This window comes from Xanthomonas sp., assembly GCF_017163755.1.
Taxonomy (GTDB): domain Bacteria; phylum Pseudomonadota; class Gammaproteobacteria; order Xanthomonadales; family Xanthomonadaceae; genus Xanthomonas_A.
Map to the genome: position 1 here is coordinate 30,809 of NZ_JAFIWC010000025.1, position 23,999 is coordinate 54,807.

At 66.7% G+C, this 23,999-nt stretch carries 14 protein-coding genes and 1 pseudogene; 5 read left to right on the forward strand and 10 right to left on the reverse strand.

The features are described from left to right. Window positions 1-431: 431 nt before the first annotated feature. A complete protein-coding gene (locus JR065_RS16410) occupies window positions 432-2,402 on the reverse strand; it encodes a glycoside hydrolase family 97 protein (RefSeq protein ID WP_206235381.1) in 1,971 nt (656 codons plus the stop codon). A gap of 177 nt (window positions 2,403-2,579) precedes the next feature. Here JR065_RS16410 and JR065_RS16415 point away from each other — a divergent pair, with 177 nt between their 5' ends. From JR065_RS16415 to JR065_RS16430, 4 genes are all read left to right on the forward strand, one after another. Continuing rightward, window positions 2,580-6,050: a glycosyl hydrolase 2 galactose-binding domain-containing protein gene (locus tag JR065_RS16415; protein WP_206235382.1), complete on the forward strand. Its 3,471-nt coding sequence runs from the start codon at window positions 2,580-2,582 to the stop codon at window positions 6,048-6,050. A 148-nt stretch (window positions 6,051-6,198) separates the two neighbouring features. Continuing rightward, window positions 6,199-9,150, forward strand: coding sequence for a TonB-dependent receptor (locus JR065_RS16420; RefSeq protein ID WP_206235383.1), 2,952 nt, complete (start codon window positions 6,199-6,201; stop codon window positions 9,148-9,150). 409 nt (window positions 9,151-9,559) lie between these two features. Then, complete coding sequence (locus JR065_RS16425; RefSeq protein WP_206235384.1) at window positions 9,560-14,062, forward strand: RHS repeat-associated core domain-containing protein; 4,503 nt, start codon at window positions 9,560-9,562, stop codon at window positions 14,060-14,062. Beyond that, window positions 14,062-14,547, forward strand: a complete 486-nt coding sequence (locus tag JR065_RS16430; RefSeq protein ID WP_206235385.1) for a hypothetical protein — start codon at window positions 14,062-14,064, stop codon at window positions 14,545-14,547. The genes JR065_RS16425 and JR065_RS16430 overlap by 1 nt, the downstream gene beginning before the upstream one ends. Before the next feature lie 296 nt (window positions 14,548-14,843). Here the strand turns inward: JR065_RS16430 and JR065_RS16435 are convergent, their stop codons facing one another. The 6 genes and pseudogenes from JR065_RS16435 to JR065_RS16460 all read right to left on the reverse strand — a co-directional run bounded on the left by JR065_RS16435 (window position 14,844) and on the right by JR065_RS16460 (window position 19,519). Next, window positions 14,844-15,890 carry a LacI family DNA-binding transcriptional regulator gene (locus JR065_RS16435; RefSeq protein ID WP_206235386.1) on the reverse strand — a complete coding sequence of 349 codons (1,047 nt, stop codon included), beginning with the start codon at window positions 15,888-15,890 and terminating at the stop codon, window positions 14,844-14,846. A gap of 66 nt (window positions 15,891-15,956) precedes the next feature. After that, window positions 15,957-17,372: a M28 family peptidase gene (locus tag JR065_RS16440; protein ID WP_206235387.1), complete on the reverse strand. Its 1,416-nt coding sequence runs from the start codon at window positions 17,370-17,372 to the stop codon at window positions 15,957-15,959. Window positions 17,373-17,440: 68 nt separating this feature from the next. Continuing rightward, entirely contained in the window at window positions 17,441-17,869 is a 429-nt protein-coding gene (gene mscL / locus JR065_RS16445) for a large-conductance mechanosensitive channel protein MscL (protein ID WP_206235388.1), read from the reverse strand. Window positions 17,870-18,238: 369 nt separating this feature from the next. Next, window positions 18,239-18,423: pseudogene (locus JR065_RS21905) on the reverse strand (hypothetical protein); the annotation flags it as partial. Between the two features lie 26 nt (window positions 18,424-18,449). Next, a complete protein-coding gene (locus JR065_RS16455) occupies window positions 18,450-19,160 on the reverse strand; it encodes a fumarylacetoacetate hydrolase family protein (protein ID WP_206235389.1) in 711 nt (236 codons plus the stop codon). Between the two features lie 95 nt (window positions 19,161-19,255). Further along, window positions 19,256-19,519, reverse strand: coding sequence for a hypothetical protein (locus JR065_RS16460; RefSeq protein WP_206235390.1), 264 nt, complete (start codon window positions 19,517-19,519; stop codon window positions 19,256-19,258). 300 nt (window positions 19,520-19,819) lie between these two features. Between JR065_RS16460 and JR065_RS16465 the strand changes: the two genes are divergently transcribed. Beyond that, window positions 19,820-20,158: a Rieske (2Fe-2S) protein gene (locus JR065_RS16465; RefSeq protein ID WP_206235391.1), complete on the forward strand. Its 339-nt coding sequence runs from the start codon at window positions 19,820-19,822 to the stop codon at window positions 20,156-20,158. A 258-nt stretch (window positions 20,159-20,416) separates the two neighbouring features. Here the strand turns inward: JR065_RS16465 and JR065_RS16470 are convergent, their stop codons facing one another. The 3 genes from JR065_RS16470 to JR065_RS16480 all read right to left on the reverse strand — a co-directional run bounded on the left by JR065_RS16470 (window position 20,417) and on the right by JR065_RS16480 (window position 23,962). After that, the gene (locus JR065_RS16470; RefSeq protein WP_206235392.1) at window positions 20,417-22,285 is read right to left on the reverse strand and encodes an SLC13 family permease; all 1,869 of its coding nucleotides are present in this window, start codon (window positions 22,283-22,285) and stop codon (window positions 20,417-20,419) included. A 113-nt stretch (window positions 22,286-22,398) separates the two neighbouring features. Further along, window positions 22,399-23,157, reverse strand: coding sequence for a tRNA (guanosine(46)-N7)-methyltransferase TrmB (gene trmB / locus JR065_RS16475; RefSeq protein WP_206235393.1), 759 nt, complete (start codon window positions 23,155-23,157; stop codon window positions 22,399-22,401). 10 nt (window positions 23,158-23,167) lie between these two features. After that, window positions 23,168-23,962, reverse strand: a complete 795-nt coding sequence (locus JR065_RS16480; protein WP_206235394.1) for a thiazole synthase — start codon at window positions 23,960-23,962, stop codon at window positions 23,168-23,170. Window positions 23,963-23,999: the final 37 nt, after the last annotated feature.

Here is a 23,999-nt window from a genome sequence, read left to right on the forward strand (position 1 = left end):
GGCGAGGTGTCTGGGGGTGTTCGGCGCAGCGCGGCGTCGCGAGCCGGCGATCCTCGTCGGCGTTGCAGACGAAGTCCTGTTCGGCGCGGTTGTGCGAATGGCCGTCGCGGTCGTCGAGGTAGCGGATGTGGGCCGGTCGTGGCTGTGCGACAACGCCTTTTCGCGGCCGTAGCTTCGTGATGGACGATATCGACAGAGGCCTGCCGCGCCGATCGCCAGATCGCCAGCGGCGCTTCCATGACGTTCCGTCGCGCTTGAACATGCTCAGCGTGCGGCGACTTCGGCGCCACGCACGTGCTGCCGCTGCTGCATCCGCGAGCCGCGGGATCGTTCTTTCCCGCCCCTTCTCCGTCCCTGAAATCCCGAGCAGTTTCCCTCCCCCCCGGCTAGCAGGGGAGGGACGCGAAGGGCGGATGGGAAGGTGGGCGGACCTACTTCGCCGGGCTCAGCTTCACCGCCGCGCCGCCGTTGGCCGCCAGCTTCAGCGCCAGCCTGCGTGCCTTGCGCTCCAGCGTGCGGGTGTCGATGTTCACTTCGGCCGGCGCCGCGCCGTCGGCGTAGACCGTGGCCTGCCAGCGGCCCGCGGGCAGGAAATCCAGCGCCACGTCCAGTTCGCGCGCGGTCTCGTTGGTCATCGCGCCCAGGTACCAGTCGCGGCCGCTGCGGCGCGCGACCACGATCTGCTCGCCGATCGTGCCCGACAGCACCCGGGTCTCGTCCCAGCTGGCCGGCACCTCGCGCAGGAACTGCGTCGCCGGCGCCCCGACGTACTGCTCCGGGCTGTCGGCGACCACCGCGAACGGGCTCTCGTAGACCACGTACATCGCCAGCTGCTGCGCGCGCGTGGTCATCACCTGCGGCGCCAGGTGGCTGGGCTGGAACTGCGCCGGCGCGACGTTGCGGAAACCGCCGGGCGTGTAGTCCATCGGCCCGAGCAGCATGCGCGTGAACGGCAGGGTCAGGTTGTGCGTGGCGGTGATGCGCCGGGTCCACTTGTTGTATTCGGCGCCGAGCACGCCTTCCTGGGTCAGGAAGTTCGGATAGGTGCGGGCCAGCCCGGTGGGGTGGTAGGCGCCGTGCAGGTTCACCAGCAGCTTGTGCTGCGCGGCCGCGGCGAGCAGGCGGTGGTAGAAATCGACCATCTGCTGGTCGTCGCGGTCCATGAAGTCGACCTTGATGCCCTTGATGCCGAGCTTCTGGTAGTACGCCAGCGCCGGCTCCATGCGTTCGTCCAGCGATTTCCAGTGCGCCCAGACCCACAGGCCGACGCCGCGCTGCTCGCCGTACTTCACCAGCGCCGGCAGGTCGATCTCCGGTATCGCGCGGGTGATGTCGGCATCGGCGTTGTAGCGGCCGTTGCCGGTGCTGCCGTGGTACCAGCCGTCGTCGATCAGCATGTACTGCAGCCGCAGCTGTTGCGCGTGGTCGATGTAGCGGCGCATCGTGGCGTCGTTCATGCCGGCGTTGGGCACGTCGGCGGCCAGGCTGCCGGACCACCAGTCCCACGCCGACTTGCCCGGCTTGATCCAGCGCGTGTCGGCGATCGCCGACGGCGGGTTGAGGTTCTGCACCAGCGTGGAGGCGATCAGCTCGCCAGGCGCCGCGCCGAGCATCAGCACCCGCCACGGCGTCTGGAAGTCCTTGCCCTGCGCATCCAGCTGCACCGCCAGGCGCGGGGTGTCCAGCCGCGGCGACAGCTTGGCGTCCACGCCGAGCGTGCCGTCGGCGCGGCCGGTCAGGTACAGCCCGGCGTAGTCGCGCAGGTCGGCTTCGGCGATCGCCAGCGTGGTGCCTTGCGCATCGGCCTGGCACACCAGCGGCAGTTCGATCAGGTTGTGCGGGCGCAGCCGCGAGGCGGCGACCGGATCGTATTCGCCCTCGTGGCTGGTGCCGAAGCGGCCGAGGTTCAACGCCCAGCACGGATAGTCGCGCGGGAACGCGAACCCGGTCAGTTCGTTGCGGATGCGCACCTGCTGCGCGCGCGGCAAGCGGTAGCGCAGCGCCATGCCGTCGTCGTAGGCGCGCAGGACCACGTCCACGCGGCGGTCGTTCGCGTCGGCCAGGCGCACGGTCAGTTCGCGGTAGCGGTCGCGCGCCTGCGAGGTCTTGCCGGCCAGCAACCGGTAGCGCTGGTCGCGCTGCGTGCGCGCGCTGCCGAGCACCCGCAGCCGTTCGGCGAACTTGCCGTCCTCGCCCAGGTCCAGGCCGAGCGGCGAGGCATCGAGTACGGTGCGGCCGCGGTACTGCACGCTGTAGGTCGGTTTGCCGCCGGCGTCCAGCGCGAAACTGACCTGGGTCAGGGCGTCGGGGGATTGCAGGGTCAGTGGTTTGTCCTGCGCGGCGACGGGAGCCGACAGGGCGAGACAGCAAAGCAGACCGGCGAGCTGGCGGAGATGGCGCATCGGGTTCCTCCCTGGGTGCGAACGGCGGCAGTTGTGTCGCGGCGATGACTCGGATAACGTTACCACGCACCAAGGCCGCCGCATGATCGTACAGGGGGGGTAGCCGAAGGCGGAGTCCGTGTCTGTGCGCGCGGGCTTCCACATCGATGCTGGCTTAGAGCTTGGGAGAGACCTCTAATGCTGAAGTGCGGTCGGTCGGTCCGTTCGTGGGCCTGTGGTTTCGTGCTGTGCCTGTCGTGGCTGTCCCCTGTCTGCGCGAGCGCGCAGCCTGCGGCCGAGGCGTCCAGTGGTCCGTACGACGTGCGCGTGCTGGCAGGAGGCGTGGGGCTGGACAAGCCGCTGCCCGCCGCCACGCCGTGGCTGCGCGCCGACGCCGAATGGACGATGCGCGCCTGGGTGCGCCCCAGCCTGGCGCCGTCCGGACGCTCGCTGATCGCCGGCGTCGGCGATCCGGCGAGCAACGGCCGCTTTCTGGCCATCGACGCGGGAACGCTGGCGTTCTGGCAGGACGGGCAGGCCACGCTGCGTTCCGACGCCCGCCTGCCGGCCGGACGCTGGCATGCGCTGGCGGCGGTGGCGCAGGGCGGACGCGTGGCGCTGTATGTGGACGGCCGCCGCGTCGCCGATGGCGCGCTGCGCAGCGCGGCGGTCGCGCCGCGGCTGGCGTTCGGCCCGCACATCCAGCCGTGGACGCAGGCCACGCACTTCGCCGGCGATATTGCCGGTTTCAGCGTGGCGGCGGGCGCGCAGGACGCCGCCGCGCTGGCCGCGGCATCCGCGGCGCCGCCCGACGACGCGCTGGCCCGGTTCGAGGACGCCGCGCCGACCTGGCCGGTGCAGACCAAGCAGATGGCCGGACAGCGGGCGCCGCAGCCGGCCGCCACCCTGCCGCGCAGCGCCGCGCCGTATTCGGCGCCGGTGGCGCGCGCGCCTGCCGATGTCGCGGCGCTGCAGCCGCTGCAATCGCAGACCTGGCGCATCAACGCCTGGCAGCTGGCGGCGGCGCCGGAACTGGGCCAGGCCGATGGCGCGGCGCTGTCGCGCGCGGACTACGCCGGCGGCGCGGCGTGGCGCGCGGCGACCGTGCCGGGCACGGTGCTGACCACGCTGGTCGACCGCGGCGTGTATCCGGATCCGGATTTCGGCCTCAACAACCTGGCCATCCCCGAGTCGCTGAACCAGCACGACTGGTGGTACCGCAGCGCGTTCGAGGTGCCGGCGGCGCTGGCCGGGCAGCGCCTGCAACTGCTGTTCAACGGCATCAACTACGCCGGCGAAATCTGGGTCAACGGCGCGCGCGTCGGCCAGACCCGCGGCGCGTTCGCGCGCGGCGGCTTCGACGTCAGCGCGCACCTGCAGCCGGGACGGCGCAACGTGGTCGCGGTGCGGGTGTCGCCGCCGCCGCACCCGGGGCTGCCGCACGAGCAGTCGATGAGCGCCGGCGTCGGCGAGAACGGCGGCATGCAGGCGCTGGACGGGCCGACCTTCATCGCCAGCGAAGGCTGGGACTGGATCCCGGCGGTGCGCGACCGCAACACCGGCCTGTGGCAGGACGTGCAGCTGCGCGCCACCGGCGCGGTGGCGATCGGCGACACCCAGGTGATCACCGCCCGGCTGGCGCCGGACCATCGCCGCGCCGAACTGCTGCTGCGCATCCCGCTGCGCAACGACGGCGACGCGCCGGTACAGGGCGAACTGAGCGCGGCGTTCGGCGACGTGCGCATCGCGCGCCCGGTCAGCGTGCCGCCGGGCGGCACCACGGTGGAGTGGAACGCGGCCGAGGTGCCGCAGCTGGCCATCGCGCAGCCGCGGCTGTGGTGGCCGAACGGCTACGGCGAACCGGCGCTGTACACGCTGGAGGTGGGCTTCGACAGCGGCGGGCAGCGCTCGGACGCGCAGCGCATCCGCTTCGGCATCCGCGAGGTGAGCTACGAGCTGTCGCTGTTCGACGAACAGGGCCAGCTGCAGCGCGTGCTGGTGGACCTGAACCAGGCGCGCGCGCGCGGCGAGCGCATCGTCGACGTGCGCCACGGCGCGATCCGGCCGGTGCCCGGCGGCAACGCGGCTTCGCTGTACCCGGGCGCGTTGCGTTCGCCGGCGGTGCGCAAGCTCGACGACGCGCGCCTGGCGCCGCACCTGGCGATCCGCATCAACGGCGTGCGCATCGCGGTGAAGGGCGGCAACTGGGGCATGGACGACTGGCGCAAGCGCGTGTCGCGCGAACGCCTGGAGCCGTACTTCCGCCTGCAGCGCGAGGCGCACTTCAACGTGGTGCGCAACTGGGTCGGGCAGAACACCGAGGCCGCGTTCTACGAGCTGGCCGACGAATACGGCATGCTGGTGTTCAGCGATTTCTGGGCGTCCACGCAGAACTACAACCTGGAACCGCAGGACGAGGCGCTGTTCCTGGCCAACGCCGCCGAGGTGATCCGCCGCTTCCGCAACCATCCCTCGATCGTGCTGTGGTTCGGCCGCAACGAGGGCGTGCCGCAGCCGCTGCTCAACGAGGGGCTGGACGCGCTGGTCGCCGAGCTCGACGGCACCCGCTGGTACACCGGCAGTTCCAACGAGATCAACCTGCAGCGCAGCGGCCCGTACAACTACCGCGAGCCGGTAGCCTATTTCACCGAGCTGGCGCAGGGTTTCTCGGTGGAGGTGGGCACGCCGTCGTTCTCCACCCTCGAATCGTTCAAGGCCTCGGTCGCCGAGCCGGACTGGTGGCCGATCGGCGATGCCTGGGCGTACCACGACTGGCACCAGTCGGGCAACGGCGACACCGCCAGCTTCATGCGCGCGATGCGCGCCAAGCTCGGCGCGCCCACCGGGCTGGAGGATTTCGAGCGCAAGGCGCAGCTGCTGAACTACGAGACCCACCGCGCCATCTTCGAAGGCTTCAACGCCCAGCTGTGGAGCAAGAACAGCGGCCGCCTGCTGTGGATGAGCCATCCGGCCTGGCCGAGCAACGTGTGGCAGATCTACAGCCACGACTACGACACGCATGCCGCCTACTACGGCGTGCGCGCGGCGTCCGAACCGGTGCACGTACAGATGAACCTGCCCGATCGCCAGCTGGCCGTGGTCAACAACACCGCACAGGCGCTGCAAGGCCTGCGCGTGGTCGCGCTAGTGCATGCGCGCGACGGCCGTGCGCTGGGCGAGTGCGAAACCGTGCTGTCGGCGCCGGCGCTGGCGACCACGCCGGTGGCGCTGTCGCTGGCGCCGCTGCTGCAACGGCAGGACGGCCTGGGCTTCGTGAGCCTGCAGCTGCACGACCGCGGCGGGCAGCTGCTGTCGCGCAACTTCTACTGGGTGGCCAAGGACGACGCGGCGATGCAGGGCCTGAACGCCTTGCCGCCGGCGCCGCTGCAGCTGCAGTCGCAACTGCTGGCCGACGGCGGCGAACCGCGCCTGCGCGTGGCGCTGCGCAACCCCACCGCGCAGGTGGCGTTGAGCGCCAAGCTCACCGTGGTCGACGCGCACGGCCAGCGCCTGCTGCCGGCGTACTACAGCGACAACTACGTGAGCCTGTTGCCGGGCGAGTCGCGCCAGGTCGAGATCCGCGGCCCATCGGCCGAGCAGTTGCGCAACGCCCGCGTGCAGTTGCGCGGCTGGAACGTGCCGGCCGCACAGGTGCCCGCGCAGCCGTAAGCGTTTGCCGCATTGCCGTGCGGCGGAGCAACGCGCCGCGCGGACGTTCAAGGAGCAGGAGAAATGCGGCCGGTACGCGCCGCCGCCATACCAACCCGTCGAAAGATTGCGTTACCTACGGTCGGACAGACATCCCTGGGAGGGGACCATGAACCATCTGCACAAGCAGCAGTACTCACGCAATGCGCTGGCCGCCGCGCTGGCGATGTCGTTGGCGGCGCTGGCCGCCGCGCCGGCGCTGGCCCAGCAGGCGCAGCCCCCGGCGTCGGAACGGTCGGTGACCGAGCTGGATTCGGTGATGGTGCGCGGCGTGCGCGGCGCCCAGGCCGAGGCGATCGAGAACAAGCGCAGCGCCGCGCAGATCATCGACTCGATCTCCGCCGAGGACATCGGCAAGCTGCCCGACGTCACCATCACCGATTCGCTGCAGCGCGTGCCCGGCGTGCAGATCCGGCGCTCGGCCGGCGAGGGCTCGCAGCTCAACATCCGCGGCATGCCGCAGGTGCAGACCACGATGAACGGCGAGCTGTACCTCAGCGCCGGCGGCGGCGACCAGTACGGCCAGCCCAACATCGGCCGCGCGCAGCCGGACTTCGTCGACATCCCGCCGACGCTGTTCAGCGGCGTGGACGTGATCAAGTCGCCGACCGCGGCCGACCTGGACGGCGGCATCAGCGGCACGGTGTCGCTGAAGACGCGGCGCCCGTTCGACCTGCCCGAAGGCTGGACCTTCAGCGGCCAGGCCGAAGGCTCCTACGGCGACCGCGTGGAGGAACTCAACGAACTGTATTCCGGCCTGGCCAGCTACCGCACCGAGCGCTGGGGCGCGTTGCTGGCGGTGTCGTATTCCGACGCCACGCTGGAGAACAAGCACCCCAGCGTGTATTCCAACGGCGCGCAGAAATCCACCGAGCAGAACGTGGGCTTCGACTTCAACGGCGACGGCGCGCTCGGCGGCAACACCGATCCGTCCAACCTGCCGCGCGACTACTTCTACAACTGGGTGGCCACCGAACTGGACAACCGCAGCACCGACCGCCAGCGCACCGGCGTCAACGGCTCGTTCCAGTTCAACATCAACGAATCGTGGACGCTGCTGGCCGACGCGGCCTACACCAAGCTCGAGGACCTGGACACCTCGGTCGCCGCGCAGCTGCACACCGGCTGGGCCACCAACCAGCTGCAGCCCGGCTCCATCGTCGACGGCAACGGCGTGCTCGAGTACGGCCAGTTCCGCTACAACCGCTTCCAGGCGCATTCGATGGCCGGCGTCGGCGATTCGGACGCGCTCAACACCAACGTCGAACTGCGCTTCGACGACGGCGGCCCGCTGCGCGCGTCGTTTCGCTGGGTACACGGCGATTCGGAGCGCACCTACGACGAGGCGCGCGCCGACTCGGTGGTCACGCGCGGCGACCAGATCACCCGCGCCGGCGGCGTCACCCAGTGGGCCAACGCCAACGGCCTGCCCACGGTGGACGCGTCGGTGGATTTCCGCGGCACCTACCCGGCGATCAACCTGGCCACCGACGTCTCCAACCCGGACAACTGGCAGCTGATGTCGACCTGGGCGCAGGGCAACCACATCGAAGCCAAGATGGACGCGTTCCGCGCCGACGGCACCTTCGAGTTCGAAGACGGCGTGGTGCGCAGCTTCCAGTTCGGCCTGCGCTACGGCGAGCGCGACTTCAAGCTCGACACCTACCGCTACCTGTCGCCGGTGTCGTCCAGCTGCGCCGATCCCAACCGCGCGCTGTACTACTACAAGGACCCGCTGATCGCCGACACCTGCAGCGGCGTGTCCGAGGCGCGGCTGCTGCCGTTCAGTTCGATCCCCGGCTACTGGAGCTACTTCAACGACTTCTCGCCGGTGACCGTCAACGGCCTCGGCGCGCAGGGCCTGCCGGCGATCAACCCGGAAGTGATGAAGGATCCGGTGGCGTACCTCGACAGCCTGTATCCGGGCAACGTGGCCTACCAGCAGGCGGCCGACTCGTACCAGGTCAAGGAGAAGAGCAGTTCGGCCTACTTCATGGCCAGCCTGGAAGGCGGCACCGGCGGGCGCGTGCCGTGGAGCGCCAACATCGGCGCGCGCATCGTGCAGACCAAGCTGCTGATCGACCAGTACCTGAGCAGCGGCAGCGTGTACATCGGCAACGTCGAGTGGAACGGCGTCAGCCCGGCGATCGGCAGCAACCGGCTGGTGCGCCAGTACACCGACGTGCTGCCCAGCGGCAACCTGTCGCTGGACATCACCGACACGCAGAAGCTGCGCTTCGCCTACAACAAGGCGGTGGCGCGCCAGGACCTGCCCGACCTGGGCCGCGGCCTGGTCAGCTTCTACGCGGTCAATGGCACGCCGCCGCGCAACCCGTCGCTGCCGGCCGACGCGGTGCTGTTCCTCAACGGCCGCTCCGGCAACCCGGACCTGGAGCCGTACCGCGCCAGCAACTACAACGCCTCGTGGGAGTGGTACTTCGCCGACACCTCGCTGCTCAACGTCGGCGTGTTCCTGATCGACGTGAAGTCGTTCCCGACCACGGTCACCGAGATCGAACCGATGCCCGACGCCGACGGCGTGGTGCGTGCCGGCGGCCCGGTGGAGCGCATCGTCAACGGCGGCGGCGGCAAGATCAAGGGCTTCGAGATCGGCTACCAGCAGGCCTTCGACTTCCTGCCCGGCTGGCTCAGCGGCTTCGGCACCAACGTCAACTACACCTATTCCGACGCGGACACCGACAACACCGACATCGAAGGCGACAGCCTGCCCATCGGCGACAACTCCAAGCACCAGGCCAACGCCGTGCTGTGGTACCAGAAGGACAAGCTGCAGGCGCGCGTGGCCTACAACTGGCGCAGCAAGCGCTTCAGCCAGATCAACAGCTCCGCGTGGGGCGACGAACTGGCCATCTGGAACGACGACGTCGGCTACCTGGACGCCTCGGTCAGCTACGACATCAACGACAACGTCACGCTCTACCTGCAGGGCACCAACCTGACCGGCGAAAGCGAACGCCGCTACGCGCAGTGGAGCAACCACTACTACGACCAGAACATCTTCGAGCGGCGCTACTACGCCGGCATCCGGGTGCGCTTCTGATCGGCTTGTGACGATGCGGCCCGGCAACGCCGGGCCGCACGCAAATCCCGTGGGCGGTTCCCGCCGCAGCCACGGCGCAACGGTCCGGCTGTGCCGGGCCCCTCCCATTCGGCCGCACCGGCGGGAACCGGTGCGGTCGTTTTTTTAAGAATGGATCTAACAGAGCTTTTGCGTATCAAATAGTGGTCCTCGACGCGGACTGCTGATCTATCTCCGGCCCTTTTCCAAGCGGCGCTTGCGGGTAGGGAAAGACCGATGCTACTTTGTCGACGAGGAAGCTAACGGGATATCCGGTCAACTTTTTGCTGAGCTTAGTGGGACTAGAGCCACTAAGTCGCGAATTTTGAAACCAATTACCTGATGTAGTGCGAAAGGGATTTCAATGGTTAGATGTTTGATATTTATTCTTATGGCCTCGCTGTTCGGGGCAGCGAGTGCGCAAGACTTTAGTCGTATTCCTGCGCTCACCATATATGGCGCACCTTTAGTCGACCGGTTCCTTGAGGTTCCCAATATCGGCTGTGAGATGACAGCCGTTTTCGCCAATTCTACCCAAGGGCCTTTCTACCCCGGCTGGGTGGAGTTTATTAACCCCAGGTATACCAGTGATTTTTTGAGGGATGGCCAGGCCTATGGCCCTGGTTGTATTTATGACCTTGTGTACCATGGAGGGTTTCAGGGAAATCCAGAAGGATATGTTGAGCGTGATAGTTATGGCCAAAATCATGTCTATCCAACATACTACTGCCCGACCGATTATGTGTACGTCAGGCAGTATAATCCTGATGGCTCGGAAAGTTCGTTCTGCTCGCGCCCTTTGTTTTCTGAATCCAAGTCCGGGTCGTGTTTGCGCGAAAAAATTATAGGAAATCCTATTTCTTGTAATACTGGTAGGAAGATCGAGTACGCAACTGATGCGCAGTTTGGAACTGTTGCTATCAAGAGGGTATTTAGATCGGGCGGACGCTGGCCAGGACTCCGTGTTTCGAGCGAATTTGGCGATGGTTGGAATGGTTTATTTAATGCCAGGATATCTTATGTGCCCGCCACCCAATATTCGGAAGCTGTTGTATATGCTTTCCGGCATGATGGGACAGTGCTTCCTTTTCTTTCCGGCGATGACGATGCATGGGTAGGAGAAGTTGATACGTTGGCAACTGTTCTTCTCGAGAACAGAGATGAGAGTGGCGAGATAATAGGCTGGACTCTGAAAGCCGCCGATGGAGTCGAGGAGATGTATGACAGAGAAGGACTCCTTCTTACTGTCAAACGCGATGGCGTGCCAGAGATGGTTCTAAATAGAAGTAGTTCTGGAAAGCTTCTATCGCTTAGTGATGCACAAGGACGTAAGGCGCCCATCAGCCATGACTCGAACGGACGTATTGACAGGATTAATCTTCCAGACGGCCAGAGCGTGAAATACGGCTATGACGTCAATAATAGGCTGGTTTCAGTGGATCGCATGGGGCACGTGATTGCGTATCAGTACGTTGATGTTTCCGGGCGGCAAGGAGTATATCTGTCTGCAGTGGTCGATGAGGATGGCAGGGCATTTGCAGAGTTTGATTATAGCCAAGATGGCAAGGCCGTTGGCACTAAGCATATTGGCGACGTGGATAAATATGTCATAAGCTACAGTGATGATGGTGGTGGTGCGAACGTTGCTTTTCCAAGTGGGCGTGTCGAGAAGTATGAATTCGAATCAATGTTCGGTGTGCGAAGACTGGTTTCTTCGTCAATAGATTGCGTGGGCTGCCCTGATGGGGGGGTGGCGTATACCTATGATGCTTCTGGTTATGCGAATACTGTAACCGATGCCCTTGGATCTATTACTGATTATGACTATGGAATTAATGGTGTTCTTAATCAAAAGGCCGAGGCCGCCAACGATGCCTTCGGCAACAAGCGCGTCACACAGATCGACTGGCACCCCGAGCTGCGTGTGCCTTTAGAACGTCGAAACTACGATGCATCGGGCGCCTTGATCGGGAAATCAGCTCGGACATATAACAGCCGAGGTCAAGTCCTGACCTTCTCTGCTACGGACCCTATGACCGGCATCAACCGGACCACCAGAACCACCTATTGCGAGCAACCCGGTCTAGATGCAGGCGCCTGTCCATTGCTTGGCTTGGTGACGTCGACCGACGGCACGCGCAGTGACGTCTCGGATCTGACGCGTTATAACTACTATGCCGCTGATGATGAAGCCTGCGGTAGCACGATGACCTGTCCGCATCGCAAAGGCGACCTTTGGAAGGTCACCACTTCCACGGGTCAGGTTACCGAGTATCTGTCCTACGACGGCGCCGGCCGAGTCCTGTCGGTCAAGGACGCCAATGGCATCATCACCGACTATACCTACCATCCTCGCGGCTGGCTCACCGCCAGCAAAGTGCGCGGTGCTGACGACAGCGCCGAGAGCGACGATCGCATCACCCGCATCGACTATTGGCCCACCGGCTTGGTCAAGCGCGTGACGCAGCCCGACGGTTCGTTCACGTCATTCACCTATGACGGCGCGCACCGCCTGACCGATATCGCCGACGGCGCCGGCAACACGCTGCACTACACGCTGGACAATGCCGGCAACCGGGTCAAGGAAGACACCAAGGATGCGTCGGGCGCGCTCAAGCGCACGCTGTCGCGGGTCTACAACCAGTTGGGCCAGTTGGCCACGCAAGCCACGGCGAAGGGCGATCCCACAGACTTCAGCTACGATTCGAACGGCAATACCAAGACCGTGACCGATGCGCTCGGCCGCGTCACCCAGAACGACTACGACCCGCTCAGCCGCCTGACGCGCACGCTGCAGGATGTTGGCGGCATCGCCGCGGAAACCAAGTTCGCCTACGACGCGCTGGACAACCTGACCAAGGTGACTGATCCAAAGGGCCTGGATACCAGCTACGAGTACAACGGTTTTGGCGATCTGACTATGCTCACCAGCCCGGATACGGGCACGACCAGCTACACCTACGACAGCGCCGGCAACCGCGCCAGCCAGACCGATGCGCGCGGCATCACCACCACGTACAGCTACGACGCGTTGAACCGCCTTACGCACGTCGCATATCCGGACAGCGAACTGGGTGTCACCTATACCTACGACATCAGCCAGAGCGTATGCGCCAGCGGCGAGACGTTCGCCGTTGGCCGGCTGGCGAAGATGCAGGACGGCGGTGCCATCACCCAGTACTGCTATGACCGCTTCGGCGATCTGGTGCGCAAGGTGCAGACCACCAACGGCCACGCGCTGGTGCTGCGCTACGCGTACACCAAGGCTGGGCAGCTGAGCCGCCTCACCTATCCCGACGGCGCGGTGGTCGACTACGTACGCAACGCGCAAGGCCAGACCACCGAGGTCGGCGTCACCCCGGCGGGCGGTGCGCGCCAGGTGCTGCTGGGCAACGCCACCTACTATCCGTTCGGTCCGGTGGCGGGGTGGTCCTACGGCAACGGCAGGCCGATGCAGCGCCTGCTGGACCAGGACTACCGTCCGTTGGCGATCAGCGACAGTCGCAGCGACGGCCTGGGCGTAGGCTTCGCCTTCGATCCGGCCGGCAATCTCGACGCGCTCACGGCGCCGGGCAATGCCGCACCGGTGATGAGCCTGGGCTACGACGCGCTTGGCCGGCTGACCGAATTCAAGGATGGCCCGACCGGCGCGGTGATCGATGGCTACAGCTACGATGCCACCGGCAATCGCCTCAGCGCGAAGGTCAACGGCGCCACGCAGGCCTACGCCTATCCGGCGACCAGCCATCGCCTGAGCGCCGTGGCCGGCACCGCGCGCACCTACGATGCGGTGGGCAACACCACCGCGATCGGCGGCACCGCCCGCCAGTATGTCTACGATGCCACCGGCCGCATGAGCCAGGCCAAGCGCGCCGGGCAACTGGCGATGAACTACCGCTACAACGGCAGGGGCGAGCAGGTCCGTCGCTTCCTGGGGACGGCCAACACCTACACGCTGTACGACGAAGCTGGCAATTGGATAGGAGACTACGGCGGCGACGGTCAGCCCATTCAGCAGGCAATATGGATGGGGGGAATTCCGGTCGGACTTCTTTCTAATAACAATAAGCTAAGCTACATTGTGCCCGACCACGTTGGAACTCCTCGAGCTGTGGTTGATCCGGTCCGAGATGTCTTCATATGGTCTTGGAACATTAAAGGGGAGGCGTACGGGGCGACCTCTCCAAGTCAGGATACAGATAATGATGGGGTGGAATTTTTATTAGATATGCGATTCCCAGGGCAGCGGTTTGATGCTTTTTCTGGGCTTAATTATAATTATTTCAGAAGCTATGATTTTTCTTCCGGGCGCTATACGCAAAGTGACAAGGCCGGTCTAGCTTCTGGATATTCAACTTTTTCGTACGTTAATGCTGATCCGCTGGGTTCGGTTGATGAGAATGGATTGCAATCTAGGTCCGTCGCTAGACCTAACCCCGGTGGCGTGGGTGGCGTGGGATACAGTGATCCGGATTATGCAGGTTTAGATGGTCATAACAAAGGTTACGGAGCGCCTGCCGTCCAGTTGCCGACTGTCTCTGGCGTGCTGGCCGGATTTTTGCAATTTTCTAGTGCGTTGCCCGTCGCCTCTGTGGCGGGTCAGTCAGTAGCGATAGCCCAAAATCTTTGTCCTGATGGCGGTGAAGATGAGTGTGACCGGCTACGGGCCAAGGTAAGGGCAGCCAAAGCTGCAGTGAGCGTTGTTGGAGCCTGCAGGGTCGGGATGTCTTGGGGACAGCTTGCTGTCAGGCATAGGGCTTGGGTGGAACTAGCTGCCGCTCGCGCTCAGCGGGATCAAAAGTGCTATGCAGGAGGCGACGACGGTCACCAGCAAGCTCAGGCTGATGCATGGCAAAATGCAGGTGCTTGTAACCGGATGATGAGCGGGATGTGATGGATAGCACCGGTCTTCTTAAGGGGATTGAGGGGGCATTTGGGTGGCGCGACAGTGTCCCTCGGCTAGTTGTTGCCGATGCGCCCAAAGATGAAATCTATGCTGACGTGCAGTCTTTTTCTGGTCTACATTGGCGAGAGTTAACAGCAGAGAAGCTGCGGTCCTCTCCGGATGCTATATATGGTTTGGCGCCGGAAGCATTTAAGTACTTTCTTCCTGGGTTTTTGAGTGTCCCGGTGAAGGTGGGGAGTGTGGATTTCCTGGTGTGTCATTCATTGGTGGGGATGTTGAATAGAGGGAGCGACCCAGCATTGTGGGATGTCTTTTTTTTAGAGCGATGGTCTGGGCTCACGCTCGCCGAGTATGGAATTTCTCAAGATTGGTTGCTTTGGGTATCCGAGGTGAATAGTGGTAATTTTGAAGATGTGGAGCTAAGTCGAGCTTTCGATACCATTGGTCTGCTTTCTGCTCTTACATTCAAATGATTCGAATGAACAAGAGCATCTTGCATTCGAAGCTGGGGATGATGGTGAGTCGTATCAACCGCCGCTGAAAGCACTATTGGCGTTTGGCAATACCTTTTTTGGTCGCTGGACCTAAGCCGGCCCGCCGTAAACTGCCGCGTCACCGATGTGTACTTATTACCTAGTGGCACCCGCAGCGGTTGCCCAGGTCGTCACGGTGCTGGTGAATCTCACTGAGCAGCAGCAGCGACACCGCGATGGCCGGTAAGTGGATGGTCAGTTTTCGGGCTGCAGTCCGTCGTGATTGACTTGGAGTATTAAGCCGGCCCCGCCGTAGACCCGCGCGTCACCAGCGTGTACTTCATCACCTGGTGGATGCCGCGGCTGCCCAGGCCGTCGCGGCGCTGGCGGATCTCGCTGAGCAGCAGCGATACCGCGGCGCGGCCCATCGCGGTGACCGGCTGGTGGATGGTGGTCAGTTCGGGCCAGATCGTGGTCGCGACCGGGGTGTCGTCGAAGCCGGTGACCGACAGGTCTTCCGGCACGCGCAGGCCCAGGCCGTGGGCGACGGCGACCGCGGCGGCGGCCATGTCGTCGTTGCTGCAGATGATCGCGGTGGGGCGCGGGCTGGACTGCAGCAGCGCGCTCGCGGCGAGCAGGCCGGAGCGGTAGGTGAACAGGCCCTCGGCCACGCGCGCGTCGGGCACGCTCAGGCCGGCTTCGGCCATCGTGTCGAAGAAGGCGCTGGCGCGTAGCGCGGTCGGGGTGTGCTTGGGGTCGCCGGTGATGAAGCCGATGTCGCGGTGGCCCAGTTCGATCAGGTGGCGGGTGATCGCGCGCGCGCCCTGGTAGTCGTCGATGCGTACCGAGCTGACGCCCTGCATCGGCGTGCCGGTGGCCACGGCCACGACCGGGATGCCGCGCGCGTCCAGTTCCTCGATGGTCTGCCGCGAGTCGCACAGCGGCGGCGGCAGGATCACCCCGTCCACGCCGGCGTCGAGCAGGCGCTCGGTGGCGCTGCGCTGGCTGGTGATGTCGTCGCTCTTCTCCACCAGCACCTGGCTGCCGTCCAGGCTGCTCTGCTCGAGGATGCCGAGCATGAACTGGTTGAGGTAGGCCGCGCTGGGATTGCTGTACAGCACGCCGATCCGCGCCAGGCTCGCGGTGCGCAGCGAGCGGCCGGCGAGGTTGGGGCGGTAGCCCAGCGCCTTGATCGAGGCCTCGACGCGTTCGCGCATCGCCACGCCCACGCGCGGGTGCCGGTTGATCACGCGCGAGGCGGTCATCGGCGACACGCCCGCGTGTCGGGCCACATCCAGCAGAGTCACCGCTGAGCCTGCGCGACTTTGCCGTTTGGCCATCATGGTTCCTGGCGACAGTGCGAAAGAAAGGGAGGGCGCCTGCGCGCGTCGTGCGGCAGGCGGTTGAGCTTACTCCTGGGGCGGTTCCACTGTCTTGGCCTGGCTGCCGAAACCGCCGTCGGCTTCGGCGGCCAGGTAGGCGAACACGGTGTAGGCGGCGACGTTCTGCGCCAGCGCCGTGGGGTCGATCTTGTCCAGGGTGTCGTCGGCGGTGTGGTGCAGGTCGAAGTAGTCGGTCCCGTCCTGCGCCAGCCACGCCCAGGCGCCGCCCTTGGCCGCGAGCGGGCCGACGTCGGGGCCGGGGCCGCCCTTGTCCGGCGCGTACTCGATGCCCAGTGGCGCCAGCGCCTCGGCGATCTGCCGGGTCGCCTCGCGCGAGCCGGCCGCGTCGCCGGAGCCGGTGTTGAACGCGTAGATGCGGCCGGCGCCGAAGTCGCTCTCGGCGGCGACCTGGTGCAGCGCCACGTCCTTGGCGTGCGCCTGCGCGTAGGCCTTGCCGCCATACAGGCCCTGCTCCTCGTTGGCGAAGGCCACCACGCGGATGCTGCGCTTGGGCGCTTGCTTGAGCTGGCCGATCAGGTGCCCGGCGGCCATGGTGATGCCGACGCCGGCGCCGTCGTCGATCGCGCCGGTGCCCAGGTCCCACGAATCCAGGTGGCCGCCGATCACCACCACTTCCTTGGGCTTGCTGCGCCCGGTGATCTCGCCGATCACGTTGTACGAGGTGGCTTCGCCGTCCCAGCCGCAGTCCAGCGCCAGGCGCAGGCGGGTGGGGCCGCGCGCGACCAGCCGCGCCAGCTGGTTGGCGTCGGGCACCGACAGCGCCGCCGCCGGCACCGGGGTCAGGCCTTCGTCGAAGCGGGTGATGCCGGTGTGCGGCACGCGGTGCGAGTCGGTGCCGGCCGAGCGCATCACGAAGCCGATCGCGCCCTTGCGGATCGCTTCGGACGGCCCCTTGCTGCGCACCGCGCCGCCGTTGCCGTAGTCCTTGCCGTCGCGCGCCTTGACCATCTGGTAGTCGACGAAGGCGATCTTGCCGCTCAGCGAGCCGGCCGGCGCGGCCTGCAGCGCGGCCAGGTCGGGAAAGCGCACGACCTCGGCCTCGACGGTGCCGGCCGGGCTGCCGCCCAATGCGGTGACGGTCAACGGCTGCGCGTGCGCGCCGAGCACCTGCGCGTGCTCGCTGCGGCGCTCCCACTTCGGAAACGTCACCGGCTCGGTCCACACCTTGTCGAAGCCCAGCGCCTTGAACTTGGCCTTGGCCCACGCAACCGCGCGCGCGTCGGCTTCGCCGCCGGCGATGCGCGGGCCGACCTCGGTGGTCAGCGATTCGACCACCTTCCAGCCGGTGTCGTCGGCCAGCGCCTGCTCGCGCAGCGTGGACGCGGTGGCCAGCGCCGCCGGCGGAATGCGCGTGCCGTCCGCGGCGATGGCGGAAGAGGTGGCGAGCACGGCGGCGATGACGGCGGCAAGACGACGGGGCATGGGCGACTCCGCAAGCAGGGGAAGCGCCGAGCTTAGCAGCGCGTGGCCGGCGCGCCCTGTGCGGGAGGTCACCCCTCGCGGGTGGTCGGCGCGGGCTTCTGCAGCGAATCGCGGATCTCGCGCAGCAGCACCACTTCCTCGCTCGGTGCCTTGGGCGCCGGCGGTTCCTTGCGCGCGATGCGGTTGATGGCCTTGACCAGCATGAAGATCGCGAAGGCGACGATCACGAACTGGATGATGGTGTTGAGGAAGTCGCCGATGCCGACCACCACCGCCGGCACTTCCTTGCCGGCCGCATCGACGCTGGCCGCCTTCAGCGTCCACGCCCAGCGCGAGAAATCCACGCCGCCGGCCAGCAGGCCGATCGGCGGCATGATCACCTTCTCCACCAGCGCGGTGACGATCTTGCCGAACGCGGCGCCGAGCACCACGCCCACGGCCAGGTCCAGTACGTTGCCGCGCATGGCGAATTCCTTGAACTCGCTGATCATGCCCATCGGGAACTCCTCATTCGTTCGCGGGCCTGTCGCCGCGGCGTCAGCCTACCGCAGCCGGTGTCGGTGGTGGATCAAGCCGACTGCATCGGTCGGCGCGTTTGTCGATGCAGCGATGCATGCGGGCCGGCGGCGCCGGCAAAGCGTCGGGACTGAAGTCCCTCCTACAGAAGCGCTAAGCGGCGGGATATGTGTCGCCGGGAGTCATCGCTGCAGAGCCAAGTCCTGGGCGAGCCAAGCGTTGGGCTTGGCGAGCACAGGGCATCATGTCGATGGACGTCAACGTGCAACCGCACCCAGTTGCCCGCGTTGAACAGGCTGCGTAACGGATCCGGCACCGGCCCGCCGAACGCAAGCAGGCGGCCCCGGAAGACCACCGTCGGCATGCACCTGCGCCAGCACCGAATCGCCCAGGCGCTGCTTGCCGCCGCGCAGGCCGATCAGCCACGGCTCGCTGTCGGTATCGCGCGCCAGCAGCGGGGCCGGCCGGGGCCGCGCATCGACCACTGGCGCGAACGTGGACACGATCAGGGAGACGGGGAAACGCTCTCGTGCGTGGCGCCGCGGCCGCCGAACCGAAGGCTCACGCGCCGCCGATCACGCCATGGCGCTCGGCGACGTTCTCCAGCCGCGCGCTGAAGCGGTCGCCCGGCTGCAGCGCGGCAACGCCGGCCGGCGTGCCCATGAACACCAGGTCGCCGGCGCGCAGCGCGAACAGCTTGGACAGCTCGTGCAGGATCTCCGGCACGTTCCAGATCATCTGGTCCAGCAGCGACTGCTGGCGCACCTGCCCGTTGACTTCCAGCGACAGGTTGAGTGCCTCGAGCGCGCCCACTTCGCCGGCCGGAACCAGTTCGCTGATCGGCGCGGAGAGGTCGAAGCCCTTGCTGATGTCCCACGGCAGGCCCTTGGCCTTGGCCGCGGCCTGCAGGTCGCGGCGGGTCAGGTCCAGGCCCACGCCGTAGGCCAGCACCAGCGCTTCGGCATCCTCGACCGCCAGCACGCCGGCCGGCGCGTCGCGGCCGATCGCCACCACCAGTTCCACTTCGTGGTGCAGCTCGCGGGTGGCGGACGGGTAGGGGATGGATTCGTCGCCGATGACGATCGCATCGGCGGGTTTCATGAAGAAGGTCGGCTGGCCGCGTTCGGCCTTCGAGCCCGGCGCGCTGGCGCCCATCTCGCGCGCATGGTCGGCGAAGTTGCGGCCCACGCAGTAGATGCGATGCACCGGAAACAGCCCGAGCCCGCGCACCGGAACGCGCGGCGCCTGGGCCGCAGCAAACAGATCTTTCATCGCACACGCATCCTGAGAAGGGGATGCGTCAGTCTAGCGTCTCCACGCGCGTGGAGGATTCAGCAGGCGCGCCTTCGCGAATCCCCGATCGTCGCCTACAACGGCAACGCCGGCTTGCGCACCACGCGGTATTCGCCTTCGACCACGCGGGTGGGCGCCGCAGTGCGCTTGTTGCGCTGGCTCAGCAGCTTGAAGGCGATGCCGCCGAGGATCATCGCCGCGCCGACGAACACGCTGACGAACACCAGCACCGCCAGGATCGCCAGGCCCAGCACGCCGGCCGCCAGCTTCATCAGCGGATGGCGGGGCTTGCGCGGCTCGAAGAAGGGCCGGAACTGCTCGGAACTGAAAACGCGCATGGCAGAAGTCTGTGTCAGTTGGAACCGATGTCGCGCAGTATCGGGGCTGGCGTTTGTGACGGAGTGAAAACTTCGTTAAGGGAAAAATTAACAACTCTTTGACGCAGCCCGCCGATGCGCCTGTGCTGGTTCAGCCGCAAACGCTGTGCATGCCGGCGTGTTCGAACGGTCGTGTTCGAGCCAAGGCGCCATATCGCTGCAAGCACAAGGCCTGGCGCCAGCGTCGTCGTCCCTCACAGCGCGGGACCGGCGTCCCGGCCATGCCAGAATGCGGCTACTTCACCGCACAGCCGCGTCTGCATGTCCGACTCCTTTTCCGTCCTGGCGACCCTGAATCAGTTGGAATCCGGCGCCTTTCTCGAGGTCGAGGCGGCGATCGACGGCGAGGCGGAGTCGCTGCTGCTGTATCGCGACGGCGACGCGGTGCGCGCGTGGTTGAACATCTGCCCGCACGCCGGACGCCGGCTCGACTGGGCGCCGGGCCAGTTCCTGAAGAGCCGCGAAGGGCACTTGGTATGCGCTGCGCATGGCGCCGCGTTCGAGCTGCAGCACGGCCAGTGCGTGTCCGGCCCGTGCAAGGGCGATGCGCTGCGCGCGGTGCCGGTGGCGGTGCGCGACGGGCAGGTGCTGCTGGCATAGGCGCGCTGATGCGCCTCCGCCCTGGTGTCGCCAGGACCGGATGGTAGGAGCGGCTCCGGGTGGCCTCGGGCCATCAGTCGCGACAGGCTTGTACGTGCACGGCTGATGGCGCGAAGCCATCCGCAGATGCTCCCGCGAGGTCGTCTGCAACACAGATGGGAAAATCTCCCTGGATGTGGTTCCCGCGCCATCCGCAGCTTCGTCGCGGTCGCGGCTGGCAGGGCTACCTCAAGCCGACGCGCTAGGCGCGCCCCACGCTCAGAACGCGCCCCACCACGCCATCGACATCAGGTTGACCATCAGCACCACGACCAGGGTGTAGATCAGCGACAACGGCGCGCCCACGCGCCACAGCTCGCGCGGCTGGTAGTTGGCCGGGCCGGTGATCATCGAGATCACCGGATTGGACGCGGTCATCAGGTTGTTCGACGCCGACAGCGCCACGATCAGCGCGAACGCGGTCGGGTTGCCGCCGGCCGCCAGCGCCAGGTTGACCGCGATCGGCACCATCACGATGGTCGCGCCGACATGGCTGATCACCAGCGAGAACGCGGTGGCCAGCAGCGCCAACGCGATCTCCAGCGCCCACACCGGCACGCCCTCGGGCAGCTGCGCAATGGTGTGCCCGGCGACCCAGGCCGCCGCGCCGCTGCTGTCCATGGCCCAGCCCAGCGGGATCAGCCCGGCCATCATGAAGATCGTCTTCCAGCTGATCGACGCGTAGGCCTCGTCCATGCGCAGCACGCCGGTCAGCAGCATGCCGGCCACGCCGGTCATCAGGGTCAGCGCCACCGGCAGCTTGGAGGTCAGCGCGATCAGGATGGTCAGCGCGAAGATGGTCATCGCGATCTTGAACTTGTGCGGGCGATGCTCGCCCTTCGGGTAGTCGGTGACCACCACGAAGTCGCGGCTCTCCGAGGCCTGCGCCAGGTCCTGCCAGATGCTGTGGAACACCAGCATGTCGCCGGCGCGCAACGGCACCTTGCGCACGTCCTCGCGGATCACCTGCTTGTCGCGGTTGATCGCCAGCAGGCTGATGCCGGCCTGCTTGCGCAGGCGCAGCTCGGCCGCGCTCTTGCCGATGAAGCGCGAGGTCGGCGGGATCACCGCCTCGGAGATGCCGGCGCGGCTGGGATTGAACAGGTCGCCGAGGTTGCGCAACCGCGAGGACAGGCGCAGGAACTGGTTCTGCGCGAAGTCGGCCACCTGCTGACGCTCGCCCATCACCCCGAGCACGCTGCCGACCCAGATGCGCATGTCCGCCGGCGGCGCCAGGCGGGTGTCGTTGCCGGTCTTCAGCGCCAGCAGCAGCGGCGCCTCGTGCAGCGTCTCCGCCTCGCCCAGGGTCATGCCGACCATCGGGCTGTCGGCGCTGACGATCAGCTCGAACACGTCGCCTTCGATGCCGTAGGTGCGCGCGAAATAGCTCTCGGTGCGCGCCGGGGTGACCCCGTCGTTGATCAGTTGCTCTTCCTCGATCAGCTTCTTGTCGCCGCGCACGCGGAAATAGATCAGCGAGGCCAGCAGCAACGCCAGGCCGATCGGCAGCGGCGCGAACATGCGCAGCGGCTCGATGGTGGCCATGCCCGAGGGCAGGTTGTTGTTGGCCGACTGCAGCAGGTCGTTGAGCAGGATCAGCGGCGAATTGCCGACCATGGTCAGCGCGCCGCCCATCACGATCGCCGCGGCGATGGGCAGCAGCAGGCGCTGCAGGGTCAGCCCGGTGCGCGCGGCCAGGCGCGAGGCCACCGGCAGGTACAGCGCCATCACCGACGGGTTCTGCATGAACGAGGAATTGAGCCCGGCGATGGCGGTGGTCAGCAGCATCAGCCGCTCCTCCACCCCGCGCGCGCGGCGCAGCAGCCACGAGGCCAGCCGGTTCAGCGCGCCGGTGCGTTCCAGCCCGGCGCCGAGGATGGTGGTGGCGATGATGCTCATCACCGCGTTGCCGGAGAAGCCGCTGAACAGCTCTTCCGGCGGGATCAGCCCGGTCACCCCGAGCACCACCAGCACCACCAGCGCGACCACGTCGGCACGGATGCGCTCGAACACGAACATCGCCATGGTGAAGCCGACCAGCCCGAGCACGAGCCTCATGTCGTTGGTCAGCGTCAGCGCGGTGTCCATGGGAGGCCGGGATTGGGGATGGGGGATTCGGGATTAGATGACGGCGGGAATCGGGGCCGGCCGCGGCAATGGCGTGCCGAAGCATTGCGTGCGGATGGTGGCGGATTCGCTCCTCATCCCTGATCCCGAATCCTCAATCCCGGCTTGTCGTACACCAAATCCCACACGCCGTGGCCAAGCTTCTGCCCGCGGGTCTCGAAGTGGGTCTGCGGGCGCCATGGCGGGCGCGGCACGTGGCCGCGCGGGCCGGCGCGGTTGACCAGCCCGTCGGTGGCGTCGAGCACGTCCCACATCTGCTGGGCGTAGTCGGCCCAGTCGGTGGCCGCGTGCAGGCGGCCGCCGTCGCGCAGCTTGCGCACCAGCAGCGCGGCGAACGCCGGCTGCAGCAGGCGGCGCTTGTTGTGGCGCTTCTTGTGCCAGGGGTCGGGGAAGTAGATCCGCACCTCGTCCAGCGCGCCGTCGGCGATCTCGCGTTCGAGCACCTCCACCGCGTCGTGGTGGTACAGGCGCACGTTGTCGCTGCCATCGGCGGCCAGCGCGTTGAGCACGCGGCCCACGCCGGGCGCATGCACCTCGATGCCGATGTAGTCGCGCGCGGGGTCCTGGCGCGCGGCGAAGCGCAGGGCCTCGCCGTTGCCGAAGCCGATCTCCAGCACCTTCGGCGCGGGCCGGCCGAACGCCGCGTCCAGGTCGCGCGGGGCGCCGGCGTAGTCCAGGCCGAAGCGCGGCCACAGTTCGTCGAACGCGCGCTGCTGGGCCGGGGTGAAGCGGCCCTGGCGCAGCACGAAGCTGCGCACCTGGCGGCGGCCTTCCTCGACGGTGAAGGGCTTGGGCGGGGTCTTGGCGCCGGCGCTGGAAAAGGGATCGGTCATCGGCGCGGCCTCAGCCGATCAGTCCGTCCACCGGCGAGGACGCGCTGGCGTAGCGCTTGCGCGGAATGCGCCCGGCCAGGAACGCCTCGCGCCCGGCCTCGACCGCCTTGCGCATCGCGCTGGCCATCAGCACCGGGTTGCGCGCGCCGGCGATGGCGGTGTTCATCAGCACGCCGTCGCAGCCCAGCTCCATCGCGATCGCCGCGTCCGAGGCGGTGCCGACACCGGCGTCGACGATGATCGGCACCTTGGCGTTGTCGATGATCTCCATCAGGTTGTAGCGGTTCTGGATGCCCAGGCCCGAGCCGATCGGCGCGGCCAGCGGCATCACCGCCACGCAGCCGATCTCCTCCAGGCGCTTGGCCAGGATCGGGTCGTCGCTGGTGTAGACCATCACCTCGAATCCTTCGGCGACCAGCGTCTCGGCCGCCTTCAGGGTCTGGACCACGTCGGGGAACAGGGTGCGCTGGTCGCCGAGCACTTCCAGCTTGGTCAGATTGTGGCCGTCGAGCAGCTCGCGCGCCAGGCGGCAGGTGCGCACCGCATCCTCGGCGGTGTAGCAGCCGGCGGTGTTGGGCAGGATGGTGTAGCGCTCCGGCGGCAGCACGTCGAGCAGGTTGGGCTCGCCGGGGTTCTGGCCGATGTTGCTGCGGCGGATCGCCACGGTGACGATCTGCGCGCCGGCGGCCTCGGTGGCCAGGCGGGTCTCGTCGAGATCCTTGAACTTGCCGGTGCCGGTGAGCAGGCGGGAACGGTAGGGTTTGCCGGCGATCAACAGCGCGTCGTGGGGGGCTTGTGCGGTCATCCCGGGATTATCGCCCATCGCGCGCGGCGCTGCCGAG

What these genes read in the sequence shown, in the direction of transcription:
- JR065_RS16410 (WP_206235381.1), bottom strand. Translation starts at nt 2,402, where the DNA reads ATGCGCCATCTCCGCCAGCTCGCCGGTCTGCTTTGCTGTCTCGCCCTG.
- JR065_RS16415 (WP_206235382.1), top strand. Translation starts at nt 2,580, where the DNA reads ATGCTGAAGTGCGGTCGGTCGGTCCGTTCGTGGGCCTGTGGTTTCGTG.
- JR065_RS16420 (WP_206235383.1), top strand. Translation starts at nt 6,199, where the DNA reads ATGAACCATCTGCACAAGCAGCAGTACTCACGCAATGCGCTGGCCGCC.
- JR065_RS16425 (WP_206235384.1), top strand. Translation starts at nt 9,560, where the DNA reads ATGGCCTCGCTGTTCGGGGCAGCGAGTGCGCAAGACTTTAGTCGTATT.
- JR065_RS16430 (WP_206235385.1), top strand. Translation starts at nt 14,062, where the DNA reads ATGGATAGCACCGGTCTTCTTAAGGGGATTGAGGGGGCATTTGGGTGG.
- JR065_RS16435 (WP_206235386.1), bottom strand. Translation starts at nt 15,890, where the DNA reads ATGATGGCCAAACGGCAAAGTCGCGCAGGCTCAGCGGTGACTCTGCTG.
- JR065_RS16440 (WP_206235387.1), bottom strand. Translation starts at nt 17,372, where the DNA reads ATGCCCCGTCGTCTTGCCGCCGTCATCGCCGCCGTGCTCGCCACCTCT.
- mscL (WP_206235388.1), bottom strand. Translation starts at nt 17,869, where the DNA reads ATGGGCATGATCAGCGAGTTCAAGGAATTCGCCATGCGCGGCAACGTA.
- JR065_RS16455 (WP_206235389.1), bottom strand. Translation starts at nt 19,160, where the DNA reads ATGAAAGATCTGTTTGCTGCGGCCCAGGCGCCGCGCGTTCCGGTGCGC.
- JR065_RS16460 (WP_206235390.1), bottom strand. Translation starts at nt 19,519, where the DNA reads ATGCGCGTTTTCAGTTCCGAGCAGTTCCGGCCCTTCTTCGAGCCGCGC.
- JR065_RS16465 (WP_206235391.1), top strand. Translation starts at nt 19,820, where the DNA reads ATGTCCGACTCCTTTTCCGTCCTGGCGACCCTGAATCAGTTGGAATCC.
- JR065_RS16470 (WP_206235392.1), bottom strand. Translation starts at nt 22,285, where the DNA reads ATGGACACCGCGCTGACGCTGACCAACGACATGAGGCTCGTGCTCGGG.
- trmB (WP_206235393.1), bottom strand. Translation starts at nt 23,157, where the DNA reads ATGACCGATCCCTTTTCCAGCGCCGGCGCCAAGACCCCGCCCAAGCCC.
- JR065_RS16480 (WP_206235394.1), bottom strand. Translation starts at nt 23,962, where the DNA reads ATGACCGCACAAGCCCCCCACGACGCGCTGTTGATCGCCGGCAAACCC.